The 24,221-nt window shown below is 66.4% G+C and carries 22 protein-coding genes; 9 read left to right on the forward strand and 13 right to left on the reverse strand.

Features of this window, described 5'->3' with window-relative positions; genetic code table 11:
• The first annotated feature begins 59 nt into the window (after window positions 1–59).
• The 3 genes from ACODTJ_RS23430 (at window position 60) to ACODTJ_RS23440 (ending at window position 4,322) form a co-directional block, all read left to right on the forward strand.
• Window positions 60–1,436: an ATP-binding protein gene (locus ACODTJ_RS23430; protein ID WP_488850241.1), complete on the forward strand. Its 1,377-nt coding sequence runs from the start codon at window positions 60–62 to the stop codon at window positions 1,434–1,436.
• A gap of 101 nt (window positions 1,437–1,537) precedes the next feature.
• Window positions 1,538–1,927, forward strand: coding sequence for a DNA-directed RNA polymerase subunit omega (rpoZ, locus tag ACODTJ_RS23435; RefSeq protein ID WP_291651738.1), 390 nt, complete (start codon window positions 1,538–1,540; stop codon window positions 1,925–1,927).
• 184 nt (window positions 1,928–2,111) lie between these two features.
• Window positions 2,112–4,322 (forward strand): RelA/SpoT family protein, encoded by a 2,211-nt coding sequence (locus ACODTJ_RS23440; RefSeq protein WP_454659012.1) that lies wholly within the window; start codon window positions 2,112–2,114, stop codon window positions 4,320–4,322.
• 245 nt (window positions 4,323–4,567) lie between these two features.
• On the opposite strand, the gene ACODTJ_RS23445 is transcribed toward ACODTJ_RS23440, so the two are convergent.
• Window positions 4,568–5,407, reverse strand: coding sequence for a LysR family transcriptional regulator (locus ACODTJ_RS23445; RefSeq protein ID WP_454657468.1), 840 nt, complete (start codon window positions 5,405–5,407; stop codon window positions 4,568–4,570).
• Window positions 5,408–5,518: 111 nt separating this feature from the next.
• On the opposite strand from ACODTJ_RS23445, the gene ACODTJ_RS23450 reads away from it, so the two are divergent.
• From ACODTJ_RS23450 to parC, 3 genes are all read left to right on the forward strand, one after another.
• Window positions 5,519–5,902, forward strand: a complete 384-nt coding sequence (locus ACODTJ_RS23450) for a tautomerase family protein (RefSeq protein WP_454657467.1) — start codon at window positions 5,519–5,521, stop codon at window positions 5,900–5,902.
• 179 nt (window positions 5,903–6,081) lie between these two features.
• On the forward strand, window positions 6,082–6,843 hold the full coding sequence (recO, locus tag ACODTJ_RS23455) for a DNA repair protein RecO (RefSeq protein ID WP_488850244.1): 762 nt from the start codon (window positions 6,082–6,084) through the stop codon (window positions 6,841–6,843).
• Window positions 6,844–6,966: 123 nt separating this feature from the next.
• Window positions 6,967–9,213 (forward strand): DNA topoisomerase IV subunit A, encoded by a 2,247-nt coding sequence (gene parC, locus ACODTJ_RS23460; RefSeq protein WP_454657465.1) that lies wholly within the window; start codon window positions 6,967–6,969, stop codon window positions 9,211–9,213.
• 153 nt (window positions 9,214–9,366) lie between these two features.
• Here the strand turns inward: parC and ACODTJ_RS23465 are convergent, their stop codons facing one another.
• The 12 genes from ACODTJ_RS23465 to hemB all read right to left on the reverse strand — a co-directional run bounded on the left by ACODTJ_RS23465 (window position 9,367) and on the right by hemB (window position 20,634).
• On the reverse strand, window positions 9,367–9,966 hold the full coding sequence (locus tag ACODTJ_RS23465) for an outer membrane protein (protein ID WP_454657464.1): 600 nt from the start codon (window positions 9,964–9,966) through the stop codon (window positions 9,367–9,369).
• Between the two features lie 91 nt (window positions 9,967–10,057).
• Window positions 10,058–11,080, reverse strand: coding sequence for a DUF2336 domain-containing protein (locus ACODTJ_RS23470; protein WP_488850247.1), 1,023 nt, complete (start codon window positions 11,078–11,080; stop codon window positions 10,058–10,060).
• Window positions 11,081–11,234: 154 nt separating this feature from the next.
• On the reverse strand, window positions 11,235–12,596 hold the full coding sequence (locus ACODTJ_RS23475) for a PepSY-associated TM helix domain-containing protein (protein ID WP_454657462.1): 1,362 nt from the start codon (window positions 12,594–12,596) through the stop codon (window positions 11,235–11,237).
• Window positions 12,597–12,632: 36 nt separating this feature from the next.
• Entirely contained in the window at window positions 12,633–13,001 is a 369-nt protein-coding gene (locus ACODTJ_RS23480; protein ID WP_454657461.1) for a hypothetical protein, read from the reverse strand.
• Window positions 13,002–13,082: 81 nt separating this feature from the next.
• On the reverse strand, window positions 13,083–14,279 hold the full coding sequence (locus tag ACODTJ_RS23485; RefSeq protein WP_454657460.1) for a UxaA family hydrolase: 1,197 nt from the start codon (window positions 14,277–14,279) through the stop codon (window positions 13,083–13,085).
• Window positions 14,276–14,590: a UxaA family hydrolase gene (locus tag ACODTJ_RS23490; protein ID WP_454657459.1), complete on the reverse strand. Its 315-nt coding sequence runs from the start codon at window positions 14,588–14,590 to the stop codon at window positions 14,276–14,278. Before ACODTJ_RS23490 ends, ACODTJ_RS23485 begins: the two co-directional genes overlap by 4 nt.
• 30 nt (window positions 14,591–14,620) lie before the next feature.
• Window positions 14,621–15,268 carry an RraA family protein gene (locus tag ACODTJ_RS23495; RefSeq protein ID WP_454657458.1) on the reverse strand — a complete coding sequence of 216 codons (648 nt, stop codon included), beginning with the start codon at window positions 15,266–15,268 and terminating at the stop codon, window positions 14,621–14,623.
• Window positions 15,269–15,379: 111 nt separating this feature from the next.
• Entirely contained in the window at window positions 15,380–16,144 is a 765-nt protein-coding gene (locus ACODTJ_RS23500; protein WP_454657457.1) for an arginyltransferase, read from the reverse strand.
• Between the two features lie 111 nt (window positions 16,145–16,255).
• Window positions 16,256–16,729 (reverse strand): RDD family protein, encoded by a 474-nt coding sequence (locus ACODTJ_RS23505; RefSeq protein ID WP_454657456.1) that lies wholly within the window; start codon window positions 16,727–16,729, stop codon window positions 16,256–16,258.
• Window positions 16,730–16,786: 57 nt separating this feature from the next.
• On the reverse strand, window positions 16,787–18,031 hold the full coding sequence (locus tag ACODTJ_RS23510) for a threonine ammonia-lyase (protein ID WP_454657455.1): 1,245 nt from the start codon (window positions 18,029–18,031) through the stop codon (window positions 16,787–16,789).
• A 41-nt stretch (window positions 18,032–18,072) separates the two neighbouring features.
• Window positions 18,073–19,452: a branched-chain amino acid ABC transporter permease gene (locus ACODTJ_RS23515; RefSeq protein WP_454657454.1), complete on the reverse strand. Its 1,380-nt coding sequence runs from the start codon at window positions 19,450–19,452 to the stop codon at window positions 18,073–18,075.
• A gap of 132 nt (window positions 19,453–19,584) precedes the next feature.
• Entirely contained in the window at window positions 19,585–20,634 is a 1,050-nt protein-coding gene (gene hemB, locus ACODTJ_RS23520) for a porphobilinogen synthase (RefSeq protein WP_454657453.1), read from the reverse strand.
• 899 nt (window positions 20,635–21,533) lie between these two features.
• Here hemB and ACODTJ_RS23525 point away from each other — a divergent pair.
• The 3 genes from ACODTJ_RS23525 (at window position 21,534) to ldtR (ending at window position 23,945) form a co-directional block, all read left to right on the forward strand.
• Window positions 21,534–22,589, forward strand: a complete 1,056-nt coding sequence (locus tag ACODTJ_RS23525; protein WP_454657452.1) for an enoyl-CoA hydratase/isomerase family protein — start codon at window positions 21,534–21,536, stop codon at window positions 22,587–22,589.
• Between the two features lie 2 nt (window positions 22,590–22,591).
• Complete coding sequence (locus tag ACODTJ_RS23530; protein WP_454657451.1) at window positions 22,592–23,032, forward strand: DUF6163 family protein; 441 nt, start codon at window positions 22,592–22,594, stop codon at window positions 23,030–23,032.
• Between the two features lie 400 nt (window positions 23,033–23,432).
• Window positions 23,433–23,945: a transcriptional regulator LdtR gene (gene ldtR, locus ACODTJ_RS23535; protein WP_454032473.1), complete on the forward strand. Its 513-nt coding sequence runs from the start codon at window positions 23,433–23,435 to the stop codon at window positions 23,943–23,945.
• Window positions 23,946–24,221: the final 276 nt, after the last annotated feature.

Genomic DNA, 24,221 nt, shown 5'->3' on the forward strand with positions numbered 1-24,221 from the left:
CATCGCGGCCCATGCAGCACCGTGAGAAATGTCCGGGCTTTTGGGGGCTACAACAGCGAGTGCGTTTCCAGAGCGGCATCAGCACCTTTCCGCCGATCGGTGCGATCGCGCATCGCATCCGGGCAGGCGATCTCGCGCTGGTCCATGATCTCGGCGACCGTTCCGGCGTCGAGATCGGCCATGTCACGCAGGATACGAGCATTCCCGCGACCGTCAGCATCCAGGATATGCTGTCGCGTCACTTCGCCCTGGTCGGGACCACCGGCGTTGGCAAGTCGAGCGCGGTCTCGCTGCTGCTGCGCCGTGCCGTATCGGTTCGGCCGCGCCTGCGTGTGCTCATCCTCGATCCGCACAACGAATACTCCAGCGCCTTTCCGGACCTGGCCCTGACCATCGACGGCGAAAGCCTCGATCTGCCCTTCTGGATGTTCAAGCAGGACGAGCTGGCCGATGTCGTGTTCCGGGGGCGGGCGGCCCTTGAGGACGAGCCGGATATCCTGCGCGAGGTCGTCTCGGCCGCGCGGACGCGCTATCGCCTGCCCAGCGGGCAGGATCTGGCGCGCGATCTCGGTTCCAGCCTGCTGAAGCGCCCGCTCGATCTCGGCGCCCCGCGCCAGTCGGCGGACGCGCACCAGACCGGGGGAGTTGACGCCGCCACGCCCTATCGGCTCAAGGATCTGTTCGCCGTCATCGACGAGCTGATCGGCTTGCACGAGCAGCGCTGGCCCCGCGTCGCCCTGCGCTCGCTGAAGGTGCGGCTGGAATCGCTCCATGCCGATCCGCGCTACCGCTTCATGTTCGGGCGGGCCAACATGTACGAGACCGTGGCGCCGATCCTCTCCCAGGTTTTCCGCATTCCGATGCATGGCCGGCCGATCACGGCCTTCCAGCTCGGCGGCCTGCCGGCCGAGGTCGTGAACGCAGTGGCCTCTGTGCTGTCGCGCCTGGCCTTCGACCTTGCCAGCGCGAGTCAGGGCGCCTGCGAAATCCTCGTGCTCTGCGAGGAGGCGCATCGCTATGTGCCCTCCGATCCCAAACTCGGTTTCGCGCCGACGCGGCAGGCGCTCGCCCGGATCGCCAAGGAAGGCCGCAAATACGGCGCCTATCTCGGCATCGTGACCCAGCGCCCGGGTGAGCTCGACCCGACCATCCTGTCGCAATGCTCGACCATCTTCGCGATGCGACTGGCGAACGAACGCGACCAGCAGATCATTCGCTCGGCGATCTCCGACGCCTCCGCCAGCACGATCAATTTCCTGTCCTCGATCGGCAATCGCGAGGCGATCGCCTTCGGCGAGGGCGTCGCGACGACGATGCGGATGCGCTTCGCCGAGCTGAAGCCGCACGAACTCCCTGCAATGGGCGCGCGCGGCGGCGAGGTCGCAGGCCGGCCCGAGCCGACGCTGGATGATATGGTGCGCCGCTTAGGCGCCTGAGGCCGACGCGGCCACCGCGAATTTCTTGCATCGCGGTGGCTTTGCCTGTAAGGCCGTGCTCAATCCATTCCCTGCATCGCTGAGATCGGAAGAAGCCGGCCATGGCTCGCGTTACCGTTGAAGACTGCATCGACAAGGTCGAGAACCGCTTCGAGCTGGTGCTGCTTGCCAGCCACCGCGCGCGGATGATCCAGTCGGGCTCGTCGATCCTCGTTCCCCGCGACAACGACAAGAACCCCGTCGTTGCGCTCCGCGAGATCGCCGATGAGAAGCTCAAGCCCGAGGATCTCAAGGAAGATCTGATCCACTCCCTGCAGAAGCATGTCGAGGTCGACGAGCCGGAGCAGGAGACCGTTCCGCTGCTCGCCAGCCCCACCAGCGCCGCGACGCCGGACAGCGAAGTGCAGTTCGACCGCATGAGCGAAGAGGACCTGCTGCGCGGCCTCGACGGCCTCGTGCCGCCGACCGAGAGCGCCGACGACGAGGACTGATCCTCGATCACGAAATCCGGTGCGCGGATCGAATGTGAATCGATTGTTCACCGTTTCCGACTAAAGCCCGGCACTGCCGGGCTTTTTTCATGGCCCTTCCGGAAAACGCCTTGCTGCCGCCGATGCCTGTGCAAATAATAATGTGTTGCAATGATTGCAGGACGAGGCTGGGGCCCGCATGGGCATGATGCGGCAATACGAGCTCGTTGACCGGGTCAGGAGCTACAATCCGAATACCGACGAGGACCTGCTCAACCGGGCCTATGTCTATGCCATGCGTGCTCACGGCACGCAGAAGCGCGCCTCCGGCGATCCCTTCTTCGCGCATCCGCTCGAAGTCGCGGCGATCCTGACCGATCTCAAGCTCGACGACGCCACCATCGTCGCCGCCGTCCTGCACGACACGGTCGAGGACACGGCCGCGACGCTGGAAGAGATCGAGACCATGTTCGGGCCGGACATCCGCCGGCTCGTCGACGGCCTTACCAAGATCAAGAAGCTCGACCTCGTCTCGAAGAAGGCGGCGCAGGGCGAGAATTTCCGCAAGCTGCTGCTCGCCATCGTCGACGACATCCGCGTGCTGCTGGTCAAGCTGGCCGACCGCCTGCACAACATGCGGACGCTGCATTTCGTCCCGCCCGAGAAGCGCCTGCGCATCGCCGAGGAAACGATCGAGATCTACGCGCCGCTCGCCGGCCGCATGGGTATGCAGGAACTGCGCGAGGAGCTGGAGGAACTCTCCTTCCGCCACATCAAGCCCGAAGCCCACGCCACCGTGACCAAGCGGCTGGAGGAAGTGACCGCACGTGAGGGCAAGGTCATCGGCGAGATCGAGGAGGACCTGAAGGGCAAGCTCGCCGCCAGCGGCATCCAGGCCGAGGTCTTCGGGCGCCGCAAGCGTCCCTATTCGATCTGGAAGAAGATGGAGCGGAAATCCGTCTCCTTCGAGCAGCTCTCCGACATCTTCGGCTTCCGCGTCATCGTCGAGAGGCCGGAGGATTGCTACCGCGTGCTCGGCATCGTCCACATGACCTGGCCGATGGTGCCCGGCCGCTACAAGGACTACATCTCGACGCCGAAGCAGAACGACTACCGTTCGATCCATACGACGGTGGTCGGCCCCGGCCATAGCCGCGTCGAACTGCAGATCCGCACCGACAACATGGACCGCATCGCCGAGTACGGCATCGCCGCCCATGCCCATTACAAGGATGGCCGCGCCGGCGAGCCGATCGGCCTGGCCGACGAGAGCCGCGCCTATCAATGGCTGCGCCGCACAGTCGACCTGCTGGCCGAGGGCGACAGCCCCGAGGAATTCCTCGAGCACACCAAGCTCGAGCTCTTCCACGATCAGGTCTTCTGCTTCACGCCGAAGGGGCGGCTCATCGCCCTGCCGCGCGGCGCGACGCCGATCGATTTCGCATATGCGGTTCATACCGATGTCGGCAACAGCGCCGTCGGAGCCAAGATCAACGGCCGCATCGCGCCGCTCCTGACCGAGTTGCAGAATGGCGACGAGGTCGAGATCACCCGTGCCGACGGGCAGGCCCCGCCCGCCGCCTGGGAATCGCTCGTCGTCACCGGCAAGGCCCGCGCCGCCATCCGCCGCGCCACCCGCGCCGCCGTGCGTCGTCAATATGCCGGCCTGGGCCGCCAGATCCTCGAACGCGCTTTCTCCCGCGCCGAGCGCGCCTTCTCCGACGACAAGCTCAAGGCTGCGCTGAAACGCCTTGCCCGCAACACCGTGGACGACGTGCTCGCCGCCGTCGGGCGTGGCGAGATGTATTCGGGCGACGTGGTCAAGGCCGTCTATCCGGACCTCGAACTGGAGAAGCGCGGTTCGACCGAGGGCAAGCCAGGCGCGGCCGCCAGCGGAAAGGGCTGGTTCGAGCTGCGCCAGAACGAGAACCTCAAGTTCAAGCTGCCGGGCGAGGAGCCGGATACCGCGATCCCGATCCGCGGTCTTGGCGGAGACCTGCCGGTGCGCTTCGCGCCGCATGGCGGGGCTGTACCGGGCGATCGCATCGTCGGCATCCTGACCCCGGGCGAGGGGGTGACGATCTACCCGATCCAGTCGCCCGCGCTCGCCGCCTTCGACAACGAGCCGGATCGCTGGCTCGATGTCCGCTGGGACCTCGACGACAAGGCGCCGCAGCGCTTCCCGGCGCGCATCGCCCTGAAGTCGATCAACGAGCCCGGCTCGCTCGCCCAGATCACCACGACCATCGCGGAGCATGACGGCAACATCGATTCCGTCTCGATGAACCGCCCGAACCAGGACTTCACCGATGTCACCATCGACCTCACGGTCTGGGACCTGAAGCACCTCTCGGCCATCATCAGCGAGTTGCGCGAGAAGCGGGTGATCAGCCGCGTCGAGCGCGTGGTCGGGTAGGGGCTGCGGTCATTTCCGGCTCAGGCCTGCGGCCCGAGCCGGAAACCACCTTTGTCATTCCGGGGCTTCGCGGAGCGAAGAACCCGGAACCCACGATGGGGTGGGCCATTTGCAGCTCGTCATTGAAGGTCCCACCCGGTCGTGGGTTCCGGGTTCGCGCCTGTGGTGCGCCCCGGAATGACAAGGGGACGAGACCGGTGCGATCTGGCGCCGACGGCTGCAGGGCGGCGCCATCGGGGTGAAGACTACCCCCGGAAAGCCGCTGCCAGTTCGCGAACGAAAGCGCCCGCGCGCGGCGTTGCGACATTGCTCCTGAGCACGACCTGCGATCCGCCGAGCACGGGCAGCCCCCATGCAGGCCCGATATCGACCGCGCCCGCCGGCGCGATCCGCGCGGCCAGCGGCGAAATGCCGAGCCCGACTTGAACGGCCGCCGCAACCGCTGCCATGCCGCCGCCGACGAAGGCTTCGCGCCATGCGATGCCGGCGCGGTCCAGCGTATCCATGCTGTGCCGGCGCAGGCGGCATTCTGCGACGAGGCTGACCAGCGGCACGGGCGCATCGGGCGGCCGCACGAAGCTGGGCGCCGCGAACCAGCCGACCGCATCGTCGCGCAGGACCTCTCCGGTCCGACCCGCCGCGAGCCGGCGCACGATCACGACATCGAGCTCGCCTCGTTCGAACGCCTCTTCCAGCATCCGCGACGGCTCGATCCTGAGATTGATGACGATGCCAGGATCATGCGCCGTCAGGCGTGCGAGCACGGCTGGGACCTCGGCGCCAACAGCCTGCTCGCTGATGCCGACCGCGATATGCTCGGGCGCGACCGCGAAGGCCGCGAGCGCCTTGCCATGAGCGGCCATCAACTCGCGCGCGGCCGGCAGGAAGCGCTCGCCCTCGGCCGTCAAGCGGACAAGCCGCGGGTGGCGCTGCAGCAGCAGCCGGCCGAGCCCATCTTCCAGTCGCTTCACCCGCGTGCTGACCAGCGATTGCGTCGTGCCGAGCGCCTCGGCGGCGCGGGTGAAGCTTTTCAGCTCGGCCGCGCGCAGGAACGAGGCGACGGCGTCGATGTCGAGAGTGCCCATAAATCATAATATCATATCATTGGTATCATCATAGATATGATTTTCAGATTGTATGGGGCGGCCTATGTTCGTCTCGACAGGCGCGGTTGCGCCTCGAGACGGAGACAGACCATGCCCCTGATCAGGATTTCCATGCGCCGCGGCCGCCCGGCTTCCGAGCCGGCTGCCATCATCGACGGTGTCTACAAGGCGCTGCGCGAGACCTTCGAAGTGCCGGAGAAGGATCTCTTCGCCGTCGTCCACCAGCACGATGCCGACGAGTTCGTCTTCGACGCCAATTATTTCGGCTTCAACCGCAGCGACAGGCTGGTGATCATTCAGCTTACCGTCGCCAATACGCGCGGCGTGACGCAGAAAAAGAAGCTCTACGCCGCGATCACCGAGAATCTCATGAAGGAGCCCGGCCTGAATCCGGACGACATCTTCATCAACCTCGTCGAGGTCAAGCGCGAGGATTGGTCCTTCGGCGGCGGCATCGCCCAGTACGTGGCGTGAAGCCTCTTGGAAGGTCTCAGAAACACGCCGTCATCCCGGATCTCCGCTTCGCTGCGTCCGGGGTGACCCGCGCTTTCCAATAAAACCCGAGGCTTCACGAGATGGGGAGCGCCCCATAGCCGGTATGACGTCGCGTATGAAATTGCAGCAACGCGCCTCTCGCCCTAAATCCTGTCCTCATGGAATGGACCGACGAGGGCACGATCATCGGCCTCAAGGCTCATGGCGAAAGCGCCGTGATCCTGGAGGCGATGACGCGCGAGCACGGCCGCCATCTCGGCCTCGTCAGGGGCGGGCGCTCGTCCAAGGCGCAGGCCTCGCTGCAGCCGGGCAATCATGTCTCGCTGACCTGGCGCGCCCGGCTCGACGAGCATCTCGGCGAGTACAAGGTCGAGCTGCTCGGCTCCCATGCCGCCCGCCTGATCGCCGCGCCGGTCGCGCTCTACGGGCTCGGCACCATCGCCGGCCTGCTGCGCCTGCTGCCGGAGCGCGATCCGCATCCCGGTCTCTATGAAGGGTTGTCCGTCCTCGTGGCCCATCTCGACGAGGCCGAGATGGCGCCGGCGCTGATCATCCGTTTCGAACTGGCGATGCTCACCGAACTTGGTTTCGGGCTCGATCTGGCGCGCTGCGCCGTCACGGGCTCGCCTGATGATCTCAGCCATGTCTCGCCGAAATCCGGCAAGGCCGTCAGCCGGCGAGCTGCGCAGCCCTATCTCGACCGCCTGCTGAAACTGCCTTCGTTCCTTGTCGAGGGGCAGGGCGGGCGGCGCCCGTCTCCAGCCGACATCCTCTCGGGTTTCGCGCTGACGGGCTTCTTCCTGCGCCGCCATATCCTCGATCCGCGCGGCCTGCGCGAGCCGCCTGAGCGGGAGCGGCTGATCGAAATGGCGACGCGGGCCGCGGCGAATGCACCGCCCGGCGAATCATCCACCGCCTAAGCGCGAAAAGGCATCCCCTGCGTTTGCGAAGGGGGCTTCGTACCTGCATTGTTCTGGCGGGCTGATTCGCGACGTGCCATAGAGCAGGCGCGAATTTTTGGACAGCACAAGGGCTGACGCAGCATGGGCAAACCGGTCGATCCGCCGCCGGAAGATGAAGCCGAGCGCATCGATCTGAAATCGGCGCTCGAAGAGCGCTATCTCGCCTATGCGCTCTCCACCATCATGCACCGTGCCCTGCCGGATGCGCGCGACGGCCTGAAGCCGGTCCACCGCCGCATCCTGCACGCCATGCGGCTGCTGCGGCTCGACCCCGGCCAGGTCCACAAGAAATGCGCCCGCATCGTCGGCGACGTCATCGGCAAGTTCCATCCGCATGGCGACCAGTCGGTCTATGACGCGCTGGTGCGCCTCGCGCAGGATTTCGCCCAGCGTTACCCGCTCGTCGACGGGCAGGGCAATTTCGGCAATATCGACGGCGATAACGCCGCCGCCTACCGCTATACCGAAGCGCGCATGACCGAGGTCGCGCGCCTGCTCCTTGACGGCATCGACGAGGATGCGGTCGACTTCCGCGAGACCTATAACGGCGAGGACGAGGAGCCGGTCGTTCTCCCAGCAGCCTTCCCGAACCTGCTGGCCAACGGCTCGCAGGGCATCGCGGTCGGCATGGCGACCTCGATCCCGCCGCACAACGCCGCCGAGCTCTGCGACGCCGCGCTCTACCTGATCCAGCACCCGGAGACGACCTCCGAGCAGCTGATGACCTTCGTGCCCGGCCCGGATTTCCCGACGGGCGGCATCATCGTCGAGACCCGCGCCTCGATGGCGGAGACCTACCGCACCGGCCGCGGCGCCTTCCGCACCCGCGCGCGCTGGCATTCCGAGGATCAGGGCCGCGGCACCTGGCTCGCTGTGGTCACCGAGATCCCCTACATGGTCTCGAAGGGCCGGCTGATCGAGAAGATCGCCGAGCTCCTCAACGACAAGAAGCTGCCTTTGGTCGGCGACCTGCGCGACGAGTCGGCCGAGGATATCCGCATCGTCATCGAGCCGCGCGCCCGCAATGTCGATCCCAACCTGATGATGGAATCGCTGTTCCGGCTCTCCGAGCTCGAATCGCGCATTTCAATGAACATGAACGTGCTGACCGGCGGGCTGGTGCCGCGCGTGCTCGGCCTCGCCGAGGCTCTGCGCGCCTGGCTCGACCACCGCCGCGAGGTGCTGCAGCGGCGCTCGCGCTTCCGCCTTGGCCAGATCGACAAGCGCCTCGAAATCCTGCGCGGCCTGCTGATCGTCTATCTCGACCTCGACCGGGTGATCAAAATCATCCGCGAGGAGGACGAGCCCAAGATCGAACTGATGAAGGTCTTCGACCTCACCGAGATCCAGGCCAACGCGATCCTCGACACGCGCCTGCGCGCCTTGCGCAAGCTCGAGGAGATGCAGCTCAAGACCGAGCTCGACGAATTGACCAAGGAGAAGGAGCAGATCGAAGGCCTGCTCGCCTCCGAGGCGACGCAGTGGAAGACCATCGCCTGGGACATCCGGCAGGTGAAGAAGACCTTCGGCCCGGAAACCGCGATCGGCAAGCGCCGCACCGATTTCGCCGATATGCCGGAGACCGCCGATATCGACCTGACCCAGGCCATGGTCGAGCGTGAGCCGATCACGGTCGTCATCTCGAAGAAGGGCTGGATCAGGGCCTTGAAGGGCCATGTCCAGGACAAGTCGAGCTTCTCCTTCAAGGGCGACGACGCGCTCCAGACCGCCTTCTTCACCGAGACGACGGCGAAGGTGCTGGTGCTCGCCTCGAACGGCAAGGTCTTCACGCTGGATGCGTCCAAGCTGCCGGGCGGACGCGGCTTCGGCGATCCGATCCGCCTGATGATCGAGCTGGAGGAGACGGCCGAGATCGTCTCTGCCTTCCCCTACAAGCCGGGCACGAAGCTGCTGATGGTGTCGAGCGAGGGCAGGGGCTTCGTCGCGCCCGCCGACGATGTCGTCGCCAATACCCGTAAGGGTCGGCAGGTGCTCAATGTCGACGGCACGCATGTCGCGATGCTGGCGGCGCCGGCCGATGGCGACCATGTCGCGATCATCGGCGAGAACCGCAAGCTGCTCTGCTTCCCGATCTCGGAAGTGGCGGAGATGGGCCGTGGCAAGGGCGTGCGCCTGCAACGCTACAAGGATGGCGGCCTCTCCGACGCCAGGACCTTCAACCTCGCTGACGGCCTGACTTGGCTCGACACCTCCGGCCGCACCTGGACGGTGACGCAGGCCGATCTGCTGGAATGGCTCGGCCACCGCGCCGAAGCCGGGCGCCTGCCGCCCAAGGGCTTCCCGAAGAGCAATACGTTCGGGGGGTGAGGCAGGAATAGCGTCATGCTCGGGCTTGGTCCGAGCATCTCGGGACCAGCGCGCTCTTGGCAAAGGCTTCTCGGGTCAAGCCCGAGAATGACGCCAGATCAAAGGCTTGCCGGGAAAGCCGGAATCAAGATTGTAACCGCCTGAATCAGCGTCTCAGCGGATTTCCTGCCCGATGATGCCGGCTTCGAGGCCGATCGTGATCTTGTCGGTGACGGCCCAGAGCACTCCGGCGCGCGCCTCGGGTCGCACGGCGATGTTGCTGCGGCTGAAAGGTGAGGAGAAGGCCGTCGCGCCGTAGCGCCAGGTCTCGTTGGCCGCGGTCAACCCTGCCGTCGTGTAGAGCATGACGTCGGGCGTCACGAGCACGCCAGCCTGAACCCTGAAGGCGCCGGCCAGGTCACGAGTATAGGCGACATTGCCGAAGCTCGGATAACCATAGCCGCCGACAGCGGGGGCGTAGTCGATCGCGCCGGCGATACCGTAGACGAAATTGCCCTCGCGCAGCATCTTGCCCGCTTCCAGTCCGATCGTCGGGCCGGCGCTGGTGCGCATATGCTTGCTGCTGGTGACCTGGAAGCCCGAAGAGATGCGGGCATAGGACCCTTCCCATTTCGGCGACAGGCTGGGCTGGTCCCAGGCGAAGGAGGGCAGCGGCGCGAAACCGGAGAGCGGCAGGAACGCCTGCGCCTGCGCCGATTCACCTGCGCCGAGCAGGGCGGCGAGCGTCGCGGCGGATAGAAGCGGAAATCTCACGTCGAAAGCGTCCTCGCGACAGCGTGCTCGGTCGGAAGCTAGCATGGAGCGAGGCGAATGTCGCGGTTTTGTGGCCGGGGCCGGCTGCGCCTCAGGCGATCTTGGTCCTGAGCTTGAGGAAGCCCAGCGTCCGCTCCGCCGTCGCGAGATCGAGCTTGTCATAGGCGTCGACATCGTCATCGACGTCGCGCGGCGAGAAATAGAGCCGGCGTGCCCGCAATTGCAGGATGGCGCGGAAGGCGGTGGCGCCGATGCCGAGCGAGCGGCAGGCGACGGCGATGCCGCTGGAATCCCGCTGCATCAGCACGCGCAGCGCCTGTTCGATCGAGATGCCGCCGATTTCGGAGAGCACCTGCGAGAGGTGATAGGCGCGATCCTCGTCGGCCAGCATGGTCAAGACGTCGTCGACCTCGCGCACCTTGGCGGCGAGGTCGGAGAGCAGCAGCTTGACCTCGAGGCGTTGCTGGCGCGCCTGGCGGGCAAGCGAGACGCTCGCGTCAGTGGCAGGCGCCGCATTGCCGCCGTCGGAGAACTGTTCGACGATCCGCAGGACGCGCTGCGCGCGGTTCGGCGCGAGATCGGAGCGCCGGGCGAGGGCGTCGGTGATGGCGGCATCGTCCCCGCCACGCTCCAGCAGCCGGTCGAAGCCGCGATCGGAGAAGGCGGCGCCTTCATTGGCGCTGACGGTATGCAGCACCTTCTGGTCGCCGCGTTCGACGAGGATGTCGGTGACGCCCTCGGAGAGGCGCGCGCGCTCGGCAATGGCGACGAGATGTTGCTGCGACTGGCTGACAGCGATGGCGGCGAGATCGGTATCGGTCAGGACCGGGGAGAGGGACAGCACGAGGCGCGCGACCTCGGCATTGCCGTCGCCGCCGAGCGTGACCGCGACATTGTGCGGCAGGGTCGGCATCGCGGCAACGCGATCGGCATAGCCCTTGCGGTCCTCGTCGCCGAGATGGCCGAGCGAGCCGGCCGCGATCTCACCGTAATGCTCCTTCACGGCCTCGTTCGGATCGTGGTCGAGCAGGAAGAGATCCGTCACGGCATGGAGAAGCTGCCGGCGCGAATCCGACGACATGTCCGCCGGCATCCGGGTCAGGTTACGCAGCATGAGGGCTCCCACGGCAAAGCAGTGGCAGCACTCTGCGCAGGTCCGGCTTGATTTACTCTTAAGGCGATCGCGTTCTTTTCTGAACAACGGGGCAATGACGCCCCGTTGTTCAGTCCGTGGGTAAGCCTGCTGCTCGGGGAAGCAGGCTTCTCGGTTATGCGCTCATAGGTTGTATGTTTCTTGTCAGTACGGCGTCGATCATCACCATGACGATAAGCGACAGCCCGACCAGCGGAAAGATGAGACCGCCAATGGCGAGCAAGGCCACGACCACACGCAGCGTTGCCTTCTCAGCCGGCAGCGGCGGCACGCCGAGCGACCCTTGCGGGCGCCGCTTCCACCACATCACCAACGCCGAGACGCAGAGCAGGACGATGGCGAAGCAGGCGGCGAGCATCACGATCTGGTTCGCTACGCCGAATTCCTGCCCCATATGGACATTGATGCCCCATTCCAGCGCTTTGCCGAGCGGGCCGTAATCGGCATAGCTCATGTCGATCAGAGGTTTGCCGCTATACTGGTCGAGATGGATGACGCGCTGGAGCGCCATGTCCTTCGGGTAGACCGAGCCGGTATAGACCCCGCTTGGGCCGCCGGGGAGATTGACGGCATAGCCGCGCGTCAGGCCCAGCCGATCGAAGGTGGCGACGGCGGCATCGAGGCCGATCGCATCGCCGCCCGTGGCCTGAGAGGCCGGCAGTTTCGCTTGCTCCAGCGACCATGTCGTTGGCGCGACATGGGCGAGATGCTCGTCCGACATCGGCACGGCGACGCGCAGGCCGGTCGGATAGCCGAAATTATGGCCGTTGGCCCATTGATTGACCTTGGCGCCCCAGAGCACCGACCAGGGCATGCCGGTGATCGCGAGGAACAGGATGAAGCCGCCGGCAACGAGGCCGGTAACCGCATGGAGATCGCGCCAGAACACGCGCTGGCGCGGCTTGCCCCGGACCGTGACAACGCCGCCGCTCTGCTTGCGCGGCCACCACAGATAGAGGCCGGTCAGCACCAGCAGGATCGCCCAGCCCCCGGCGATTTCGAGGGCGCCGTTCGCGATCGGCCCGAAATAGGCGAGGCTGTGGATCTGCCGGATCACCCACATCACCGTGCCCTTGTCGGGGAACTGGCCGAGCACGCGGGCGTCGTAGGGGTCGACATAGACCACCATCCGCGTCCCCGCCGGATTGCGGACCGTGACCTCGGCCGAGGCGGTCGCGGTTTCCGCCTGCAGGTACTTCACCGCCTTTCCGGGGAAGGCTTTCACGGCCTGCGCCACGATTTCGCTGGGCGGCCGCTCGCCCGTCATCCGGGCCTCGACCCGCTTGACGTCGCGATGGATCAGGCCGTCGATCTCAGCCCGGAAGAGGTAGAGCCCGCCGGTCACGGCCAGCAGGATGAGGAAGGGCAGGGTGATCAGTCCGGCATAGAAATGCCAGCGCCAGACGGCGCGGTAGAGCGATGCGGCTGGCCGGCCTGCGCGTTCGGGCGCGGCCGTCGCCGTTGAGACGGTTGTCATGGATAAATCCTGGTCTGAGCTGAAGGAGGAAGGGCTTCAGACCGGGACAGGGGGAGCGCGCGCGCCGAGTGGGTATCCCGGAGCGGAGGGAGACGAAACCTGTTCCCCCGTCAGGTTGTCGGCGAAAGAGCGTGCGGGCTGGCGCGCGACAAGGGTGGTGGCTGGAGAGGTCGGCGGCAGCGCGATCGCCGTCGACAGGCACAAGCTCGCGCAGCAATCCGGCAGTTTCGCGCCGCTGCCGTCGGGCGCCGGGTCGAACGGCGTCGTCTGGCCGGGCGCGCAAAGCGGATGCACGAGCCCGGCGGAGGGTTGCGCCGACAATCCGGCGGCAAGCGCGACCAGCGTCGTCTGCAGGATGAGGACATAGACGGCGATGAGCGCGATCGCGCTCCTTCGCCAGTTCATCCGTCCCGCAGCTCCCGTCATGGAGGAAGGCTTAGCCAATCCGCGCGATCGGCGGAAGCGGGCTTCGTGACGCGCCCTTGCTTACGCCGGCAGGCAGGCCGGGCCGAGCGGCTCGAAGCTCTTGTAGGTCAGGATGAATTCCTGATGACCCAGTTCTTCCGATTTCGTCCGGCCGCCCTGCCCGAGCGAGACGACGAGATCGCGGATCTCGGTGCCGACTTCGTCGAGCCCGGCGCGGCCTTCGAGGATGCGCCCGGCATCGACATCCATATCCTCGGACATCCGGCGATAGGTCTCAGGATTGGCGCAGATTTTGACGACGGGCGAGATCGCCGAGCCGACGACCGAGCCTCTGCCCGTCACGAACAGCACGCAATGCGCGCCACAGGCGATCAGTTCCGCAATCTCGGCATTGTCGTTGATGTTCGGGAAGCCGAAGCGGACTTCGCCATCCGGCACGACGTCGAGCAGGTAGAGTCCGCCATGCGGCGGCACGTCGCCCGGCTTGATCAGGCCGGAGATCGGCGATGCCCCGGACTTGGCATAGGCGCCCATCGATTTTTCCTCGATGGTGGAGAGCCCGCCCTCGGCATTGCCGGCGGCGAAGGAGCCGTAGCCGAGCGTCGCGTAGTAGCGTGCCGCCTTGGCCACGGATTTCTCCAGTTCGGCGCCGAGCTCCGGCGTGATCGCGCGCGCCGCCATGATGTGCTCGCAGCCGATCAGCTCGCCGGTTTCCTCGAAGATGCAGGCGGCCCCATCTGCGATGAGCTGGTCGAAGGCGCGTCCGGCGGCCGGATTGCCGGTGATGCCGGAGGTGCCGTCGGAACCGCCGCAGACCGTGCCGACCACGAGTTCGGAGACGGCCATCGGCACCGTCTCCTGCGCATCGAGGAGGCTGCGTTGTTCCTCGACCCAGGCGCGACCCTCGCGGATCGAGGCGCGGGTGCCGCCGGTGCCCTGGATGATGATCGTCTTCACCGGCCGCCCGCTGGCGCGCACCGCACGCTCCAGCGCGTATTTGTTGAAGCTTTCGCAGCCGAGCGAGACCAGGAGCACCGCGCCGACATTCGGGTGAGTGCAGAGCTGCTCCATCATCCGCTCGGCATAGGGGTTCGGGTAGCAGCCGGGAAAGCCGATGGCGTGGACGCCTTCCTCGCGCCAGGGCAGGGCGATCTCGCGTGCGACATGGTGGGCGCATTCGACGAGATAGGCGACCGCGACAGTGTTGCGGATGCCCTTGCGCCCGTCGGAGCGAAGATAGCCGCGCATCGTGCTCATGCCGAGGCTCCCGCCTTGCGTTCGTCTTCGAGATGATAGGTCGGCGTGTAGTCGCTGCGCATGTTGTGAACATGGACATGCGCGCCCGGTGCGATCGTCTCGGTCGCGACACCGATCGGCGCGCCGTATTTCAGGATCTTCTCGCCGGCCGCAATCGTGCGGCGGGCGAGTTTGTGGGCGAGCGCGATGTCACGGTCGAGCGCGGCCTGTCCGGAGCCGGTCTCGACCGTCTCGCCGGCCTTGAGGCGAACCCGCGCGACGAGGACGTTGTCGCGCGGATCGAGCAGGATGAGGCGCGGATCGTGGGTCATGGTGAGCCGCCCTTTGAAGGAGGAAACGCGTCAGAACTTGCCGTATTGCAGATAGGCTTTCTGCGGGTCGGTGCCGGCGAGGATCGCGGTGCGGACCTTGTTCTCGGCCGTGATCGCGGTCTCGGACTTCTCCAGGACTTCCTCGATGATCTCGGCGGGGATGCGCACGACGCCGTCGCGATCGGCGAGGATATAGTCGCCCGGCCGGATCCAGACCTCGCCGATCTTGATCGGCTCGTCGACCGCCTTGGGAAGCCAGGCGCCGACGATGTCGCGCGGCGTATAGGCCTTGAAATAGGCTTGGAAGCCCATCTCGACCATGAATTCGGTATCGCGCGAGAGGCCGTCGATGACGCAGCCGCGCACGCCCTTGTTCTTCAGCGTCTCGGCCGAGAGCTCGCCCATCAGCGCGATCTCGTTGGTGTTCGGCTGGCAGACCCAGACATGGCCGGGCTTGGCGGCCGAGAGCAGGCCGGTCCAGCCCAGCAGCGTCTCATGCGCGTCGAATTCGCCGGTCTTGCCCTCGACGGTGAAGGCCGGCCCCGCCAGCTTCTGGCCGGGCAGGAGCGGGCGCAGTTCCGGCGGCAGGACGAAGTCCTTCAGGCCCATCGCCCGCATCGTGTCGTGGATGATGCCGGTGTAGCAGCGCTCCAGCCTGTCGGTCAGTTCCTGGCTCATCATTCCTCCGGGGCGGCCCCTGTCATGCGTGTCTGCCGCGGGCCGTTGCCGCTACAGTGTCGGCAGGAGCGATGGGCGGCAAGCGCGTTTTCCGCGCGTCGCTGATGCGTTTCAATCGGTTGAAACGTTGCGTTCAACCCGCTCCCAGCCTTGCGGCATCAGGCGTTCCTGCGGCAGGAAGCGCGACTTGTAGGTCATCTTCGGCGAGCCCTCGACCCAATAGCCGAGATAGACGTAAGGCAGGCCGAGGCGGCGCGCCCGGGCGATATGGTCGAGCACCATGAAGGTGCCGAGCGAGCGCAGTTCCAGTCCGGGGTCATAGACCGAATAGACCATCGAGAGCCCGTCGCTGAGCGTATCGGTCAGGGCCATCGCGAAGAGGTCGCCGGCGCCTCGCCCGGTGAAACCGGAATCGGGGCCACGGCGGCGATATTCGATCAGGCTGGTCTCGACATGGGTGTCCTCGACCATCATCGCGAAATCGAGCGCCGACATCGTCGCCATGCCGCCATCGGGATGGCGCTCGTCGAGATAGGAGCGGAACAGGGAATAATGCTCGGAGCGCGGCCGCGGCGGCAGGGCTTCGCCGATCAGGTCGCTGTTGCGGGCGAGCACCCGGCGGAAGCCGCGCGTCATCCGGAAATCGTTGACGCAGACGCGCACCGAGACGCAGGCGCGACACATCTCGCAGGCCGGGCGATAGGCGATGCTCTGCGAACGCCGGAAGCCGCCTTGCGAGAGCACGTCGTTGAGCTCGCGGGCCCGCGAGCCGACGAGGTGCGTGAACACCTTCCGCTCCTCGCGCCCGGGCAGATACGGGCACGTGGTAGGCGAGGTCAGGTAGAATTGCGGGGCATCCCGCAATGGGCGCGTCACGTCGGCTGGCTCCCCGGAAGCTTCCGACTCTCAATGTAACATCGGCCGCACCGGCAACAAGCGCGGCGCGGCCGATCGGGAGCGGTTTCGCGGTCTTTTGACCTGGCTCAATCAGGTGCGAACAACGACGAGGCCCGTCAGCAGGTCGTGGCCCATGCGCCGGTCCTCGCGGGCAAAGCCGCAGGCGACGTCGACGAGCCAGAGCAGGAAGGTGCCGGCCGCGACATAGAACAGAAGCGCATGCACGGCTGCGGCCAGCCCGTCGGGGCGCCCGCCGCTGGCGGTCTCCACCCTCAGGCCCGCAACGCGCATGCCCCAGGTCGACTGCTTGCGCCCGCCGATCGTCAGCGCGGCATAGCCGAGCGCCGTCGCGACGGTGGCGATCGGAATCAGCAGCCAGGTCGCGCCGAAGGTGACGACGCCGAGCAGGGCCAGCAGGAACACGACCAGCCAGCCCAGGAAGAACAGCACGACGATGTCGACCAGCCAGGCGAACAGTCGCGAGCCGAGAACGCCACTGACGTTCTGGTAGGGACGCGGCTCCAGCGCCGTGACCGGCGGCTGGCCATAACGGGTATCGCTCATCGGGACTTCGATCCTCCATCGGCGCGCGGAATGCTGCGCCCGCCGGATAATGTTTGTTTAGCGGGCCGGTTCCGCAAGACCGCGCGGCAGAATCCGCCGCGGCGCGAAGCCGTTCTTGGCGAGCGCGTCCTCGATCGCGCGCGAATGCGCCGCCCCGCGCGTCTCCACGGTGACGTCGAGCGTGACGCCCTTCGCGGGCACGTCGAGGAAGAGCCGGCCATGGCTGACTTCGAGGATATTGGCTCCTTCCTCGCCGAGCAGGCTCGCGATCCTGCCGAGCAGGCCCGGCCGGTCGCTGGTGGTCAGGCGGAAGGCGACGATGCGGTCGTCGCGCTCCAGCTCGCGCACCATGATGGCGGCGAGCAGGCGCGTATCGATATTGCCGCCGGTGAGCACGAGCCCGACCTTGCGGCCGGCATAGCGCTCCGGCTCCTTCAGCATCGCGGCGAGGCCGGCCGCGCCGGCTCCTTCCGCGAGGCTGTGCTGAAGGCTCGCATAAGCGTTGACGGCGCGTTCGATCAGGTCCTCGCCGACGAGGACGATGTCGCCGACCAGGGCGGAGATCACCGGCAGGGTCAGCTGGCCGACGGTCTTGACCGCGATGCCTTCGGCGAGCGTCGGCCCGCCGATCGGCTTGTCCTGGCGATGCACGGCATTGAAGAAGGAGGGGTAGAGCCCGGCCTCGACGCCGATCAGCTCGATTCCCGGCTTGATCGCCTTGGCCGCCACCGCGTTGCCGGCCATCAGGCCGCCGCCGCCGAGCGGGATGATCAGCATGTCGAGATCGGGTGCGTCCGCCAGCATTTCGCGTGCGAGCGTGCCTTGCCCGGCCATCACGGCCGCGTCGTCGTAAGGGTGGACGAAGGTGAGTTTCTCGGCTCCGGCAAGTTCATGCGCCTTCTGGCTGGCTTCGGCGAGCGTCTCGCCGTGCAGCACGACGCGGGCGCCATGGGCGCGGGTGTTCTCGACCTTCACCAGCGGCGTCGGCTCGGGCATCACGATCGTCGCAGGCGTGCCGAAGCGCTTCGCGTGATAAGCCACTGCCTGGGCATGGTTGCCGGCCGACATCGCGATGACGCCGCGCGCCCGCTCGGCCTCGCTCAGCGTCAGCAGCTTGTTGACCGCACCGCGTTCCTTGAACGAGGCGGTCGCCTGCATGTTCTCGTGCTTCACCAGCACGGTCGCGCCGGTCAATTCTGAGAGGCGCGGCGCCGGCACCAAGGGCGTGCGCAGCACATGCCCGGCGATCCGCCCGGCAGCGGCGTCGATGTCCTCGGGGGTGATCGCGAAGCTCTCGCTCATGCTCGGGTCTCGAATCCGGTCGGCAGGCGAAGGAGAGGGCATCACACGCGGCGCGGCGTCAATTCGCCGTCGCCGAAAAAGCCGCCGGGGCGCCAGATCAGCACGATGGCGAGCAATGAATAGACCGCGAGGTCGCGCTGCTCGATCGGCAGCGTCGCCGACCAGATCGCCTCGAAGGCGGCGATGCAGAGGCCGCCCAAAGCTGCGCCGCTGACCGAGCCGATGCCGCCGAGGACCGCCGCGACGAGCGCCTTCAGGCCGAGCGAGAAGCCGCCGGCAAAGCCCATGCCGCCATAGATCGCGGTGACGATGACGCCGGCGATGCCGCAGCAGACGCAGGCGATGATGACGGCGACGTCATGGACCGCGCGCGCGTCGACGCCGAACAGCGCGGCGGTCTTGGCGTCGTCCGACACAGCCCGCCAGGCGCGGCCATAGGCCGTGCGGCGGATCAGCATGACGACAGCGAGCGTCGCACCAAGCCCGATTGCCGCCAGCGCCAGCGCGAGCGGATTCAGCGTGACCACGAAATTGCCGGTATGGGCGAGCGGGATCGGCGTGTTGAACACCGGCGGCAGCCAGCGCAGCTCCGGTCCCTGCGCCAGCCGGAGATATTCGGACATGGCGATGGCGAGCCCGATCGTGGCGATCAGCAGCTGCTGGCCGGTCGCGCGTTCGAGATGGCGCAGCACGAAGCGGCCCATGGCGAAGCCATGCAGGGCACAGACGGCGATCGCGACCGCGAACGCGACGGCAAGCCCCGAAAGCGGCGTCGAGATCGTGAGCGAGAGCAGAAGCGCGACCCCGACGACCGAGGCCAGTGCACCCAGCGCCGCGAACTCGCCGAAGCTGAGGATGATCCGCCCGGTCAGGCCATAGACGAGGGCATAGGCGGCGGCGAGCATGCCGTAGATCGCGGCCGAGGGCAGGGCGCTCAGGCCCTGTTGCAGGCCGTAGGCGAGGCCGGCGGGGATCGACGGCAGGGTCTCGGCTGCAGGTTCGGCCGGGTCTGGCGGGGGCGAGGCCCGGTCCTCCAGGTAGAAGCGCCGCAGCAGGTAGAAGCTCGCATCGGCCATCGGCCGCCCGTCCGAGGCGATGCCGATCATGGCGCCACGGCTCGGCCCGGTTCCTTCGCTTGCGAACAGGCAATCGATGCTGCGATGGCGCGAAAGGCCGTCGCCGAGCTGGACCCGGTAGAGCAGCCGGAGCGCGCGCGGTACGGGCCCCTTGGTGGTCCGCTCGATCTCGATGCGGGCGTTGGGCGGATTGAGCGGCGGGATCGCCTGCCGGCAGAGCCGCATCTGGTCGGTGTCGAAATCGGCACCACAGCCCGCGAGGGCGAGCGTGACGGCAGCCAGAATCGACAGGAGGAGCGGGCGCATGCTGGCGTGACGGTAGCGCGGCCCGCCCCACAGTGTCATCCCGTGCGCGGTGCAGCGCGCAGCGATGCGCCGCAGACACGGGACCGCGCGACGAGAAGGCGCCTTTTCCGGCGAACGATCCCGCATCTGCGCAGCAGCACCGTCGTGCCGCAGCGCGTGCGGGATGACGCGTTACGCGCCGGCCTTCAGCTTCTTCGCCACGCGCGGGGCGAAATAGGTCAGCACGCCGTCGGCACCGGCGCGCTTGAAGGCGAGCAGGCTTTCCAGCATCGCCTTGTCGCCGTCGAGCCAGCCATTATTGGCGGCGGCCATGATCATCGCGTACTCGCCGGAGACCTGATAGGCGAAGGTCGGCACGCGGAAATGATCCTTCACCCGCGCCACCACGTCGAGATAGGGCAGCCCGGGCTTGATCATCACCATGTCGGCGCCTTCCTCGAGGTCGAGCATCACTTCCGCGATCGCCTCGTCCGAATTGGCCGGGTCCATCTGGTAGGTGCGCTTGTCGCCGACGAGCGTGGCATTGGTGCCGATCGCATCGCGGAACGGGCCGTAGAAGGCCGAGGCGTATTTCGCCGCATAGGCCATGATCTGCACGTCCTCATGGCCCTCGCCGTCGAGCGCCGCCCGGATCGCGCCGATACGCCCGTCCATCATGTCGGAGGGGGCGATGACGTCAGCCCCGGCGTCGGCCAGTGCCAAGGCCTGCCCGACGAGGATCTGCACGCTGGCGTCGTTGAGGACGCGCTCGCCCTCCATCACGCCGTCATGACCATGCGAGGTATAAGGGTCGAGCGCGGCGTCGCAGATGATGCCGATGCCGGGCACCTCGCGCTTGATCGCGCGCACGGCGCGGCACATCAGGTTGCCGGTATTGAGCGCCTCCGAGCCGGTGGGGTCGCGCAGGGCCTTGTCGATGAAGGGGAAGGGCGCGATCGCGGGGATGCCGAGCGCGGCGGCTTCGGCCGCCTGGCGCACGGCCTCGTCGATATTGAGGCGGTCGACGCCGGGCATCCATTCCACCGGGGAACGGGCCTCGCTGGAATCCATCAGGAAGATCGGCCAGATCAGGTCGTCGGTCGTCAGAGCCGATTCCCGCACCAGCCGGCGCGACCAGTCCGCCTTGCGGTTGCGCCGCATGCGGCGCGTCAGGCCGAGCGACGGCGTGTCGTCATGGCGGGATTTCGGGGTCGGGAAAGGCCGCACGACCGGGGATTCCATGGCGATTGCCTCAAGCGATGAACGGTACGGGCGCGGCGTTCGTCATGCGGGCGAAACCGGCCGATGGCTTCTTTATCACATCGGAACGATTCCAAAACAGGGCGCATGGTCGCAACTTTGCCGGCGTCAGTGCTTAGGGCCGCTATCAACCCGTAGCGGACTTAACGTCCAAGTGCCTCGCTCTGCCGGATTAGAAGGCGCATGCGCTCACGGGTGACGCGAGTCAGAGGGGCAACGCGCTTGCGCCGCTCGGTTTTGTCAACGTCGCAAGTCCAGTCCAAAGCCTTTCGCTCGCGGCCTTGGGTATAGCAAGCAGACCCGGATGCGCCGTGCTTCAGCCCTTGATCGTCCAAGTGCCATGCGGCGAACCCGCACGGTTCAACAATTTGGTCGCAAAAGAGCGGGGCAATGACGTCGTCAGTGTCCAGGCACCTGACGGCGGTTCGAGAGCAACCGGCATCGTTGGTATCTGAGCACCAGATACTGGGTTCTAGAGCGCTTCCCTTGCACTGCTCGCAACCATCGGTCCATCTGACGCAGAATGGTGCCGACCATTTGCGCGCAGCGACAGATCGTGGGAGTTCCACTGATCCCATGGGTAAGGCAGGCCGAGGCAGAACGACTCGATATTGGCCCGGCTGGTTCTCGCGCGGCGCTTGCAAGTTAACTTGCGCGACCGCACCGTAGGCGCTCCAGATCAAAGCGGCTGCCGCCATCACTATTCGCATGCCGCACTGCCTAGCTGTCAGCTCAGACCCGACGCTAATCTGATAGGCAGCGCCAGTCGATCCAAATATCCGCTTTCGCCCCCAAGCCGTCATCCACACCGACACCCGCCTCGCGTTGACAAGCCATGTCCCGCCTTCCAGAACCGCTGCCCACGGAAGCGGGATCGGACCATGACTGAAGATCGCGAGATCATCTGCGAGATTCGCGGCGCTGCCGGCGTCGTCGTGCTCAACCGGCCGAAGGCGCTGAACGCGCTGAGCCTCGGCATGGTCCGCGAGCTCGCCCGCGCGCTTGATGCCTGGGAGAACGACCCGCAGGTCACGCGCGTCGTCGTCGTCAGCACCAGCGAGAAGGCTTTTTCGGCCGGCGGCGATATCCGCTGGCTGCATGATTGCGGCAAGGCCGGGCGGCATGACGAGATGCTCGCCTTCTGGGGCGAGGAATACATCCTCAACCACCGCATCAAGACCTATCCGAAACCCTATGTCGCGCTGATCGACGGCATCGTCATGGGCGGCGGCGTCGGCATATCCCTGCATGGCAGCCACCGCATCGCCGGCGACCGCTATCTCTTCGCCATGCCGGAGGTCGGCATCGGCTTCTTCCCGGATGTTGGCGCAACCTACGCCTTGCCGCGCCTTGAAGGCGGTTTCGGCAGCTTCCTCGCGCTCACCGGCGAGCGGGTCGGTGCGGCCGATGCGCTGGCAGGCGGCCTTGCGACCCATGGCGTGCCGAGCGAGCGCATGGCGGAGCTTGCCGATGCGCTGACCAGGCCCGGTTCTGTCGACGACATCCTTGCGGGCTTCACCCTCCAGCGCGGCCCCGGCCCCTTGCATGCTGAGCGGGCGGTGATGGCCGAGGCCTTCACGGCCGCGACCTTGCCGGAGGTGATCGCTCGTCTGCGCCAGGCTGCCGAGAAGGGCAGTGCCTTCGCCGGCAAGCTGCTGCAGACCATCGCGGTCAAGTCGCCGACCAGCGTCGCCATCGCCTTCGAGCAGATGCGGCGCGGCGCCGGGCTCGATTTCGCCGAGGCGATGCGCACGGAATATCGCATCGTCTCGCGCATTGCCCGCGGCCACGACTTCTATGAGGGCGTTCGCGCCGTGGTGATCGACAAGGACCAGGCGCCGCGCTGGCAGCCGGCGACGCTCGACGACGTCCGGCCGGCGGATATCGACGCCTATTTCGCGCCGCTCGGCGCCGACGAATTGAAGCTGGAGGGTTGAGCTTGGGCCTGGGAGGAGATGGCGAGGCCCTGCGAGGCGCCCGGACGGGTGAGGCCGAGGGCAAGCAGGCCAACCGCTGGCGGCTCGCCCTCGTCTGGTTCCTGCGCTTGCTGTCAGCCTTCTGGCTCGCCAAGGGGCTGACGGCTTGGATGGTGATCTTCGGCCTGCCCGGCAACCCGCAGCCGCCTTTCGAGAATCGCCTGCTGAGCTATCAGGCGATCATCGTCTATTTCGCGGTTATCGATCTCGTCGCCGCCGTCGGCCTCTGGCTGACCTCGACCTGGGGCGGCGTGCTCTGGCTGCTGGCCGCGATCAGCCAGATGCTGCTCGGATTCCTCTTTCCGCGCTTCGTGCCGATGACGGCCTGGCTCGTCGGACTCTATGTCGGGCTGATCGCGGTCTACTTCCTGGCGACCTGGGCGGCCGAGAACGAGGCGGAATAGCTGGCGGCGTGTCGGCAGAAGGTGTCTTCCCGCACGCTGCGCCATGCAATGCCGCTGCGCAGATGCGGGACCGTCCTCAGGAAAAGGCGTCTTCTCGTCGCGCGGTCCCGTGTCTGCGGCGCATCGCTGCGCGCTGCGCCGCAGACACGGGATGACAGCGCGGGTCAGCCGCGCTGGTTCGCAATGACGGTTGGGGCGCCTGACCGCTCGATTGCTCCGAGTCATGGTAAGAATCGCTTTAGCTTAAGCGTTTCTGGCTTCACTTACGATTCACCCAAAGGGGTAAATCCCTGATTCATCCTGATATTTAAACTCGTTTTCATCCGCTCCAGCATATGGTGTTTTTCAGAAGCGGACCGGGAGACAAATCCTGGCCGACACACAACAGGCGGGATATACCATGAAAGCGAGCGTCAAGACTTCTGATGTTGCCAAGACCGGCGATGCAGATCTCAACGTGAAGCCTCTTTATCTTGAGTCCCTCACGCTGGTGGAGCGGCTGCATCGCCGCCTGCTCGATGTCATCAAGGATGAGTTCGAGCGTCGTGGCCGTGACGACGTCAACAGCGTGCAGGCCCTGCTGCTCTACAATATCGGCGATGCCGAGCTGTCGGCGAGCGAGCTGCGCACCCGCGGCTACTATCTCGGCTCGAACGTGTCCTACAACGTCAAGAAGCTGGTCGAGCTCGGCTATCTCCACCATGCCCGGTCGCGCATTGACCGCCGTTCAGTCCGCATCAGCCTGACCGAGAAGGGCGCCAGCGTGCACGACATCGTGAAGGGCGTGTACGATAAGCATGTCCGCACGGTCGAGCAGATCGGCGGCATCGCGGCCGACGACTTCGAGCGGATGAACAACGCCCTGCTGCGCCTCGAGCGCTTCTGGACCGACCAGATCCGCTACAAGCTCTGAGATATCAGTCGCTTCTCGGCGACGACCTGCCTATCCGCCTGCCAGGACGCGGCCGGGACAACCTCCCGGTCGCGTCGGCGCGTTTCCGGTCGCTGCCGGGGGCACTGTGGTTTTGCAGCCATGCATGCAGCAAAAGCGGGCCATGCCCTAAATTCGCCTCTGTCATCACGCCTCGTTAACTGTGCTAGGACACCGTCGGCGGCAGTGAGCTTGTCCGTCGCGCCAGTGCATCGCCAGCGTCGCCTGTTCCGGCGACGTTTTTGTGTGGTCTACGTG

The sequence above is a fragment of the Allobosea sp. FG18 genome (genome assembly GCF_057809495.1).

Bases quoted from the DNA above. Each gene is read 5' to 3' on its own strand.
- rpoZ (WP_291651738.1), top strand. From the start codon at position 1,538: ATGGCTCGCGTTACCGTTGAAGACTGCATCGACAAGGTCGAGAACCGC.
- ACODTJ_RS23440 (WP_454659012.1), top strand. From the start codon at position 2,112: ATGATGCGGCAATACGAGCTCGTTGACCGGGTCAGGAGCTACAATCCG.
- ACODTJ_RS23445 (WP_454657468.1), bottom strand. From the start codon at position 5,407: ATGGGCACTCTCGACATCGACGCCGTCGCCTCGTTCCTGCGCGCGGCC.
- ACODTJ_RS23450 (WP_454657467.1), top strand. From the start codon at position 5,519: ATGCCCCTGATCAGGATTTCCATGCGCCGCGGCCGCCCGGCTTCCGAG.
- recO (WP_488850244.1), top strand. From the start codon at position 6,082: ATGGAATGGACCGACGAGGGCACGATCATCGGCCTCAAGGCTCATGGC.
- parC (WP_454657465.1), top strand. From the start codon at position 6,967: ATGGGCAAACCGGTCGATCCGCCGCCGGAAGATGAAGCCGAGCGCATC.
- ACODTJ_RS23470 (WP_488850247.1), bottom strand. From the start codon at position 11,080: ATGCTGCGTAACCTGACCCGGATGCCGGCGGACATGTCGTCGGATTCG.
- ACODTJ_RS23475 (WP_454657462.1), bottom strand. From the start codon at position 12,596: ATGACAACCGTCTCAACGGCGACGGCCGCGCCCGAACGCGCAGGCCGG.
- ACODTJ_RS23480 (WP_454657461.1), bottom strand. From the start codon at position 13,001: ATGAACTGGCGAAGGAGCGCGATCGCGCTCATCGCCGTCTATGTCCTC.
- ACODTJ_RS23485 (WP_454657460.1), bottom strand. From the start codon at position 14,279: ATGAGCACGATGCGCGGCTATCTTCGCTCCGACGGGCGCAAGGGCATC.
- ACODTJ_RS23490 (WP_454657459.1), bottom strand. From the start codon at position 14,590: ATGACCCACGATCCGCGCCTCATCCTGCTCGATCCGCGCGACAACGTC.
- ACODTJ_RS23495 (WP_454657458.1), bottom strand. From the start codon at position 15,268: ATGAGCCAGGAACTGACCGACAGGCTGGAGCGCTGCTACACCGGCATC.
- ACODTJ_RS23505 (WP_454657456.1), bottom strand. From the start codon at position 16,729: ATGAGCGATACCCGTTATGGCCAGCCGCCGGTCACGGCGCTGGAGCCG.
- ACODTJ_RS23510 (WP_454657455.1), bottom strand. From the start codon at position 18,031: ATGAGCGAGAGCTTCGCGATCACCCCCGAGGACATCGACGCCGCTGCC.
- ACODTJ_RS23515 (WP_454657454.1), bottom strand. From the start codon at position 19,452: ATGACACTGTGGGGCGGGCCGCGCTACCGTCACGCCAGCATGCGCCCG.
- hemB (WP_454657453.1), bottom strand. From the start codon at position 20,634: ATGGAATCCCCGGTCGTGCGGCCTTTCCCGACCCCGAAATCCCGCCAT.
- ACODTJ_RS23525 (WP_454657452.1), top strand. From the start codon at position 21,534: ATGACTGAAGATCGCGAGATCATCTGCGAGATTCGCGGCGCTGCCGGC.
- ldtR (WP_454032473.1), top strand. From the start codon at position 23,433: ATGAAAGCGAGCGTCAAGACTTCTGATGTTGCCAAGACCGGCGATGCA.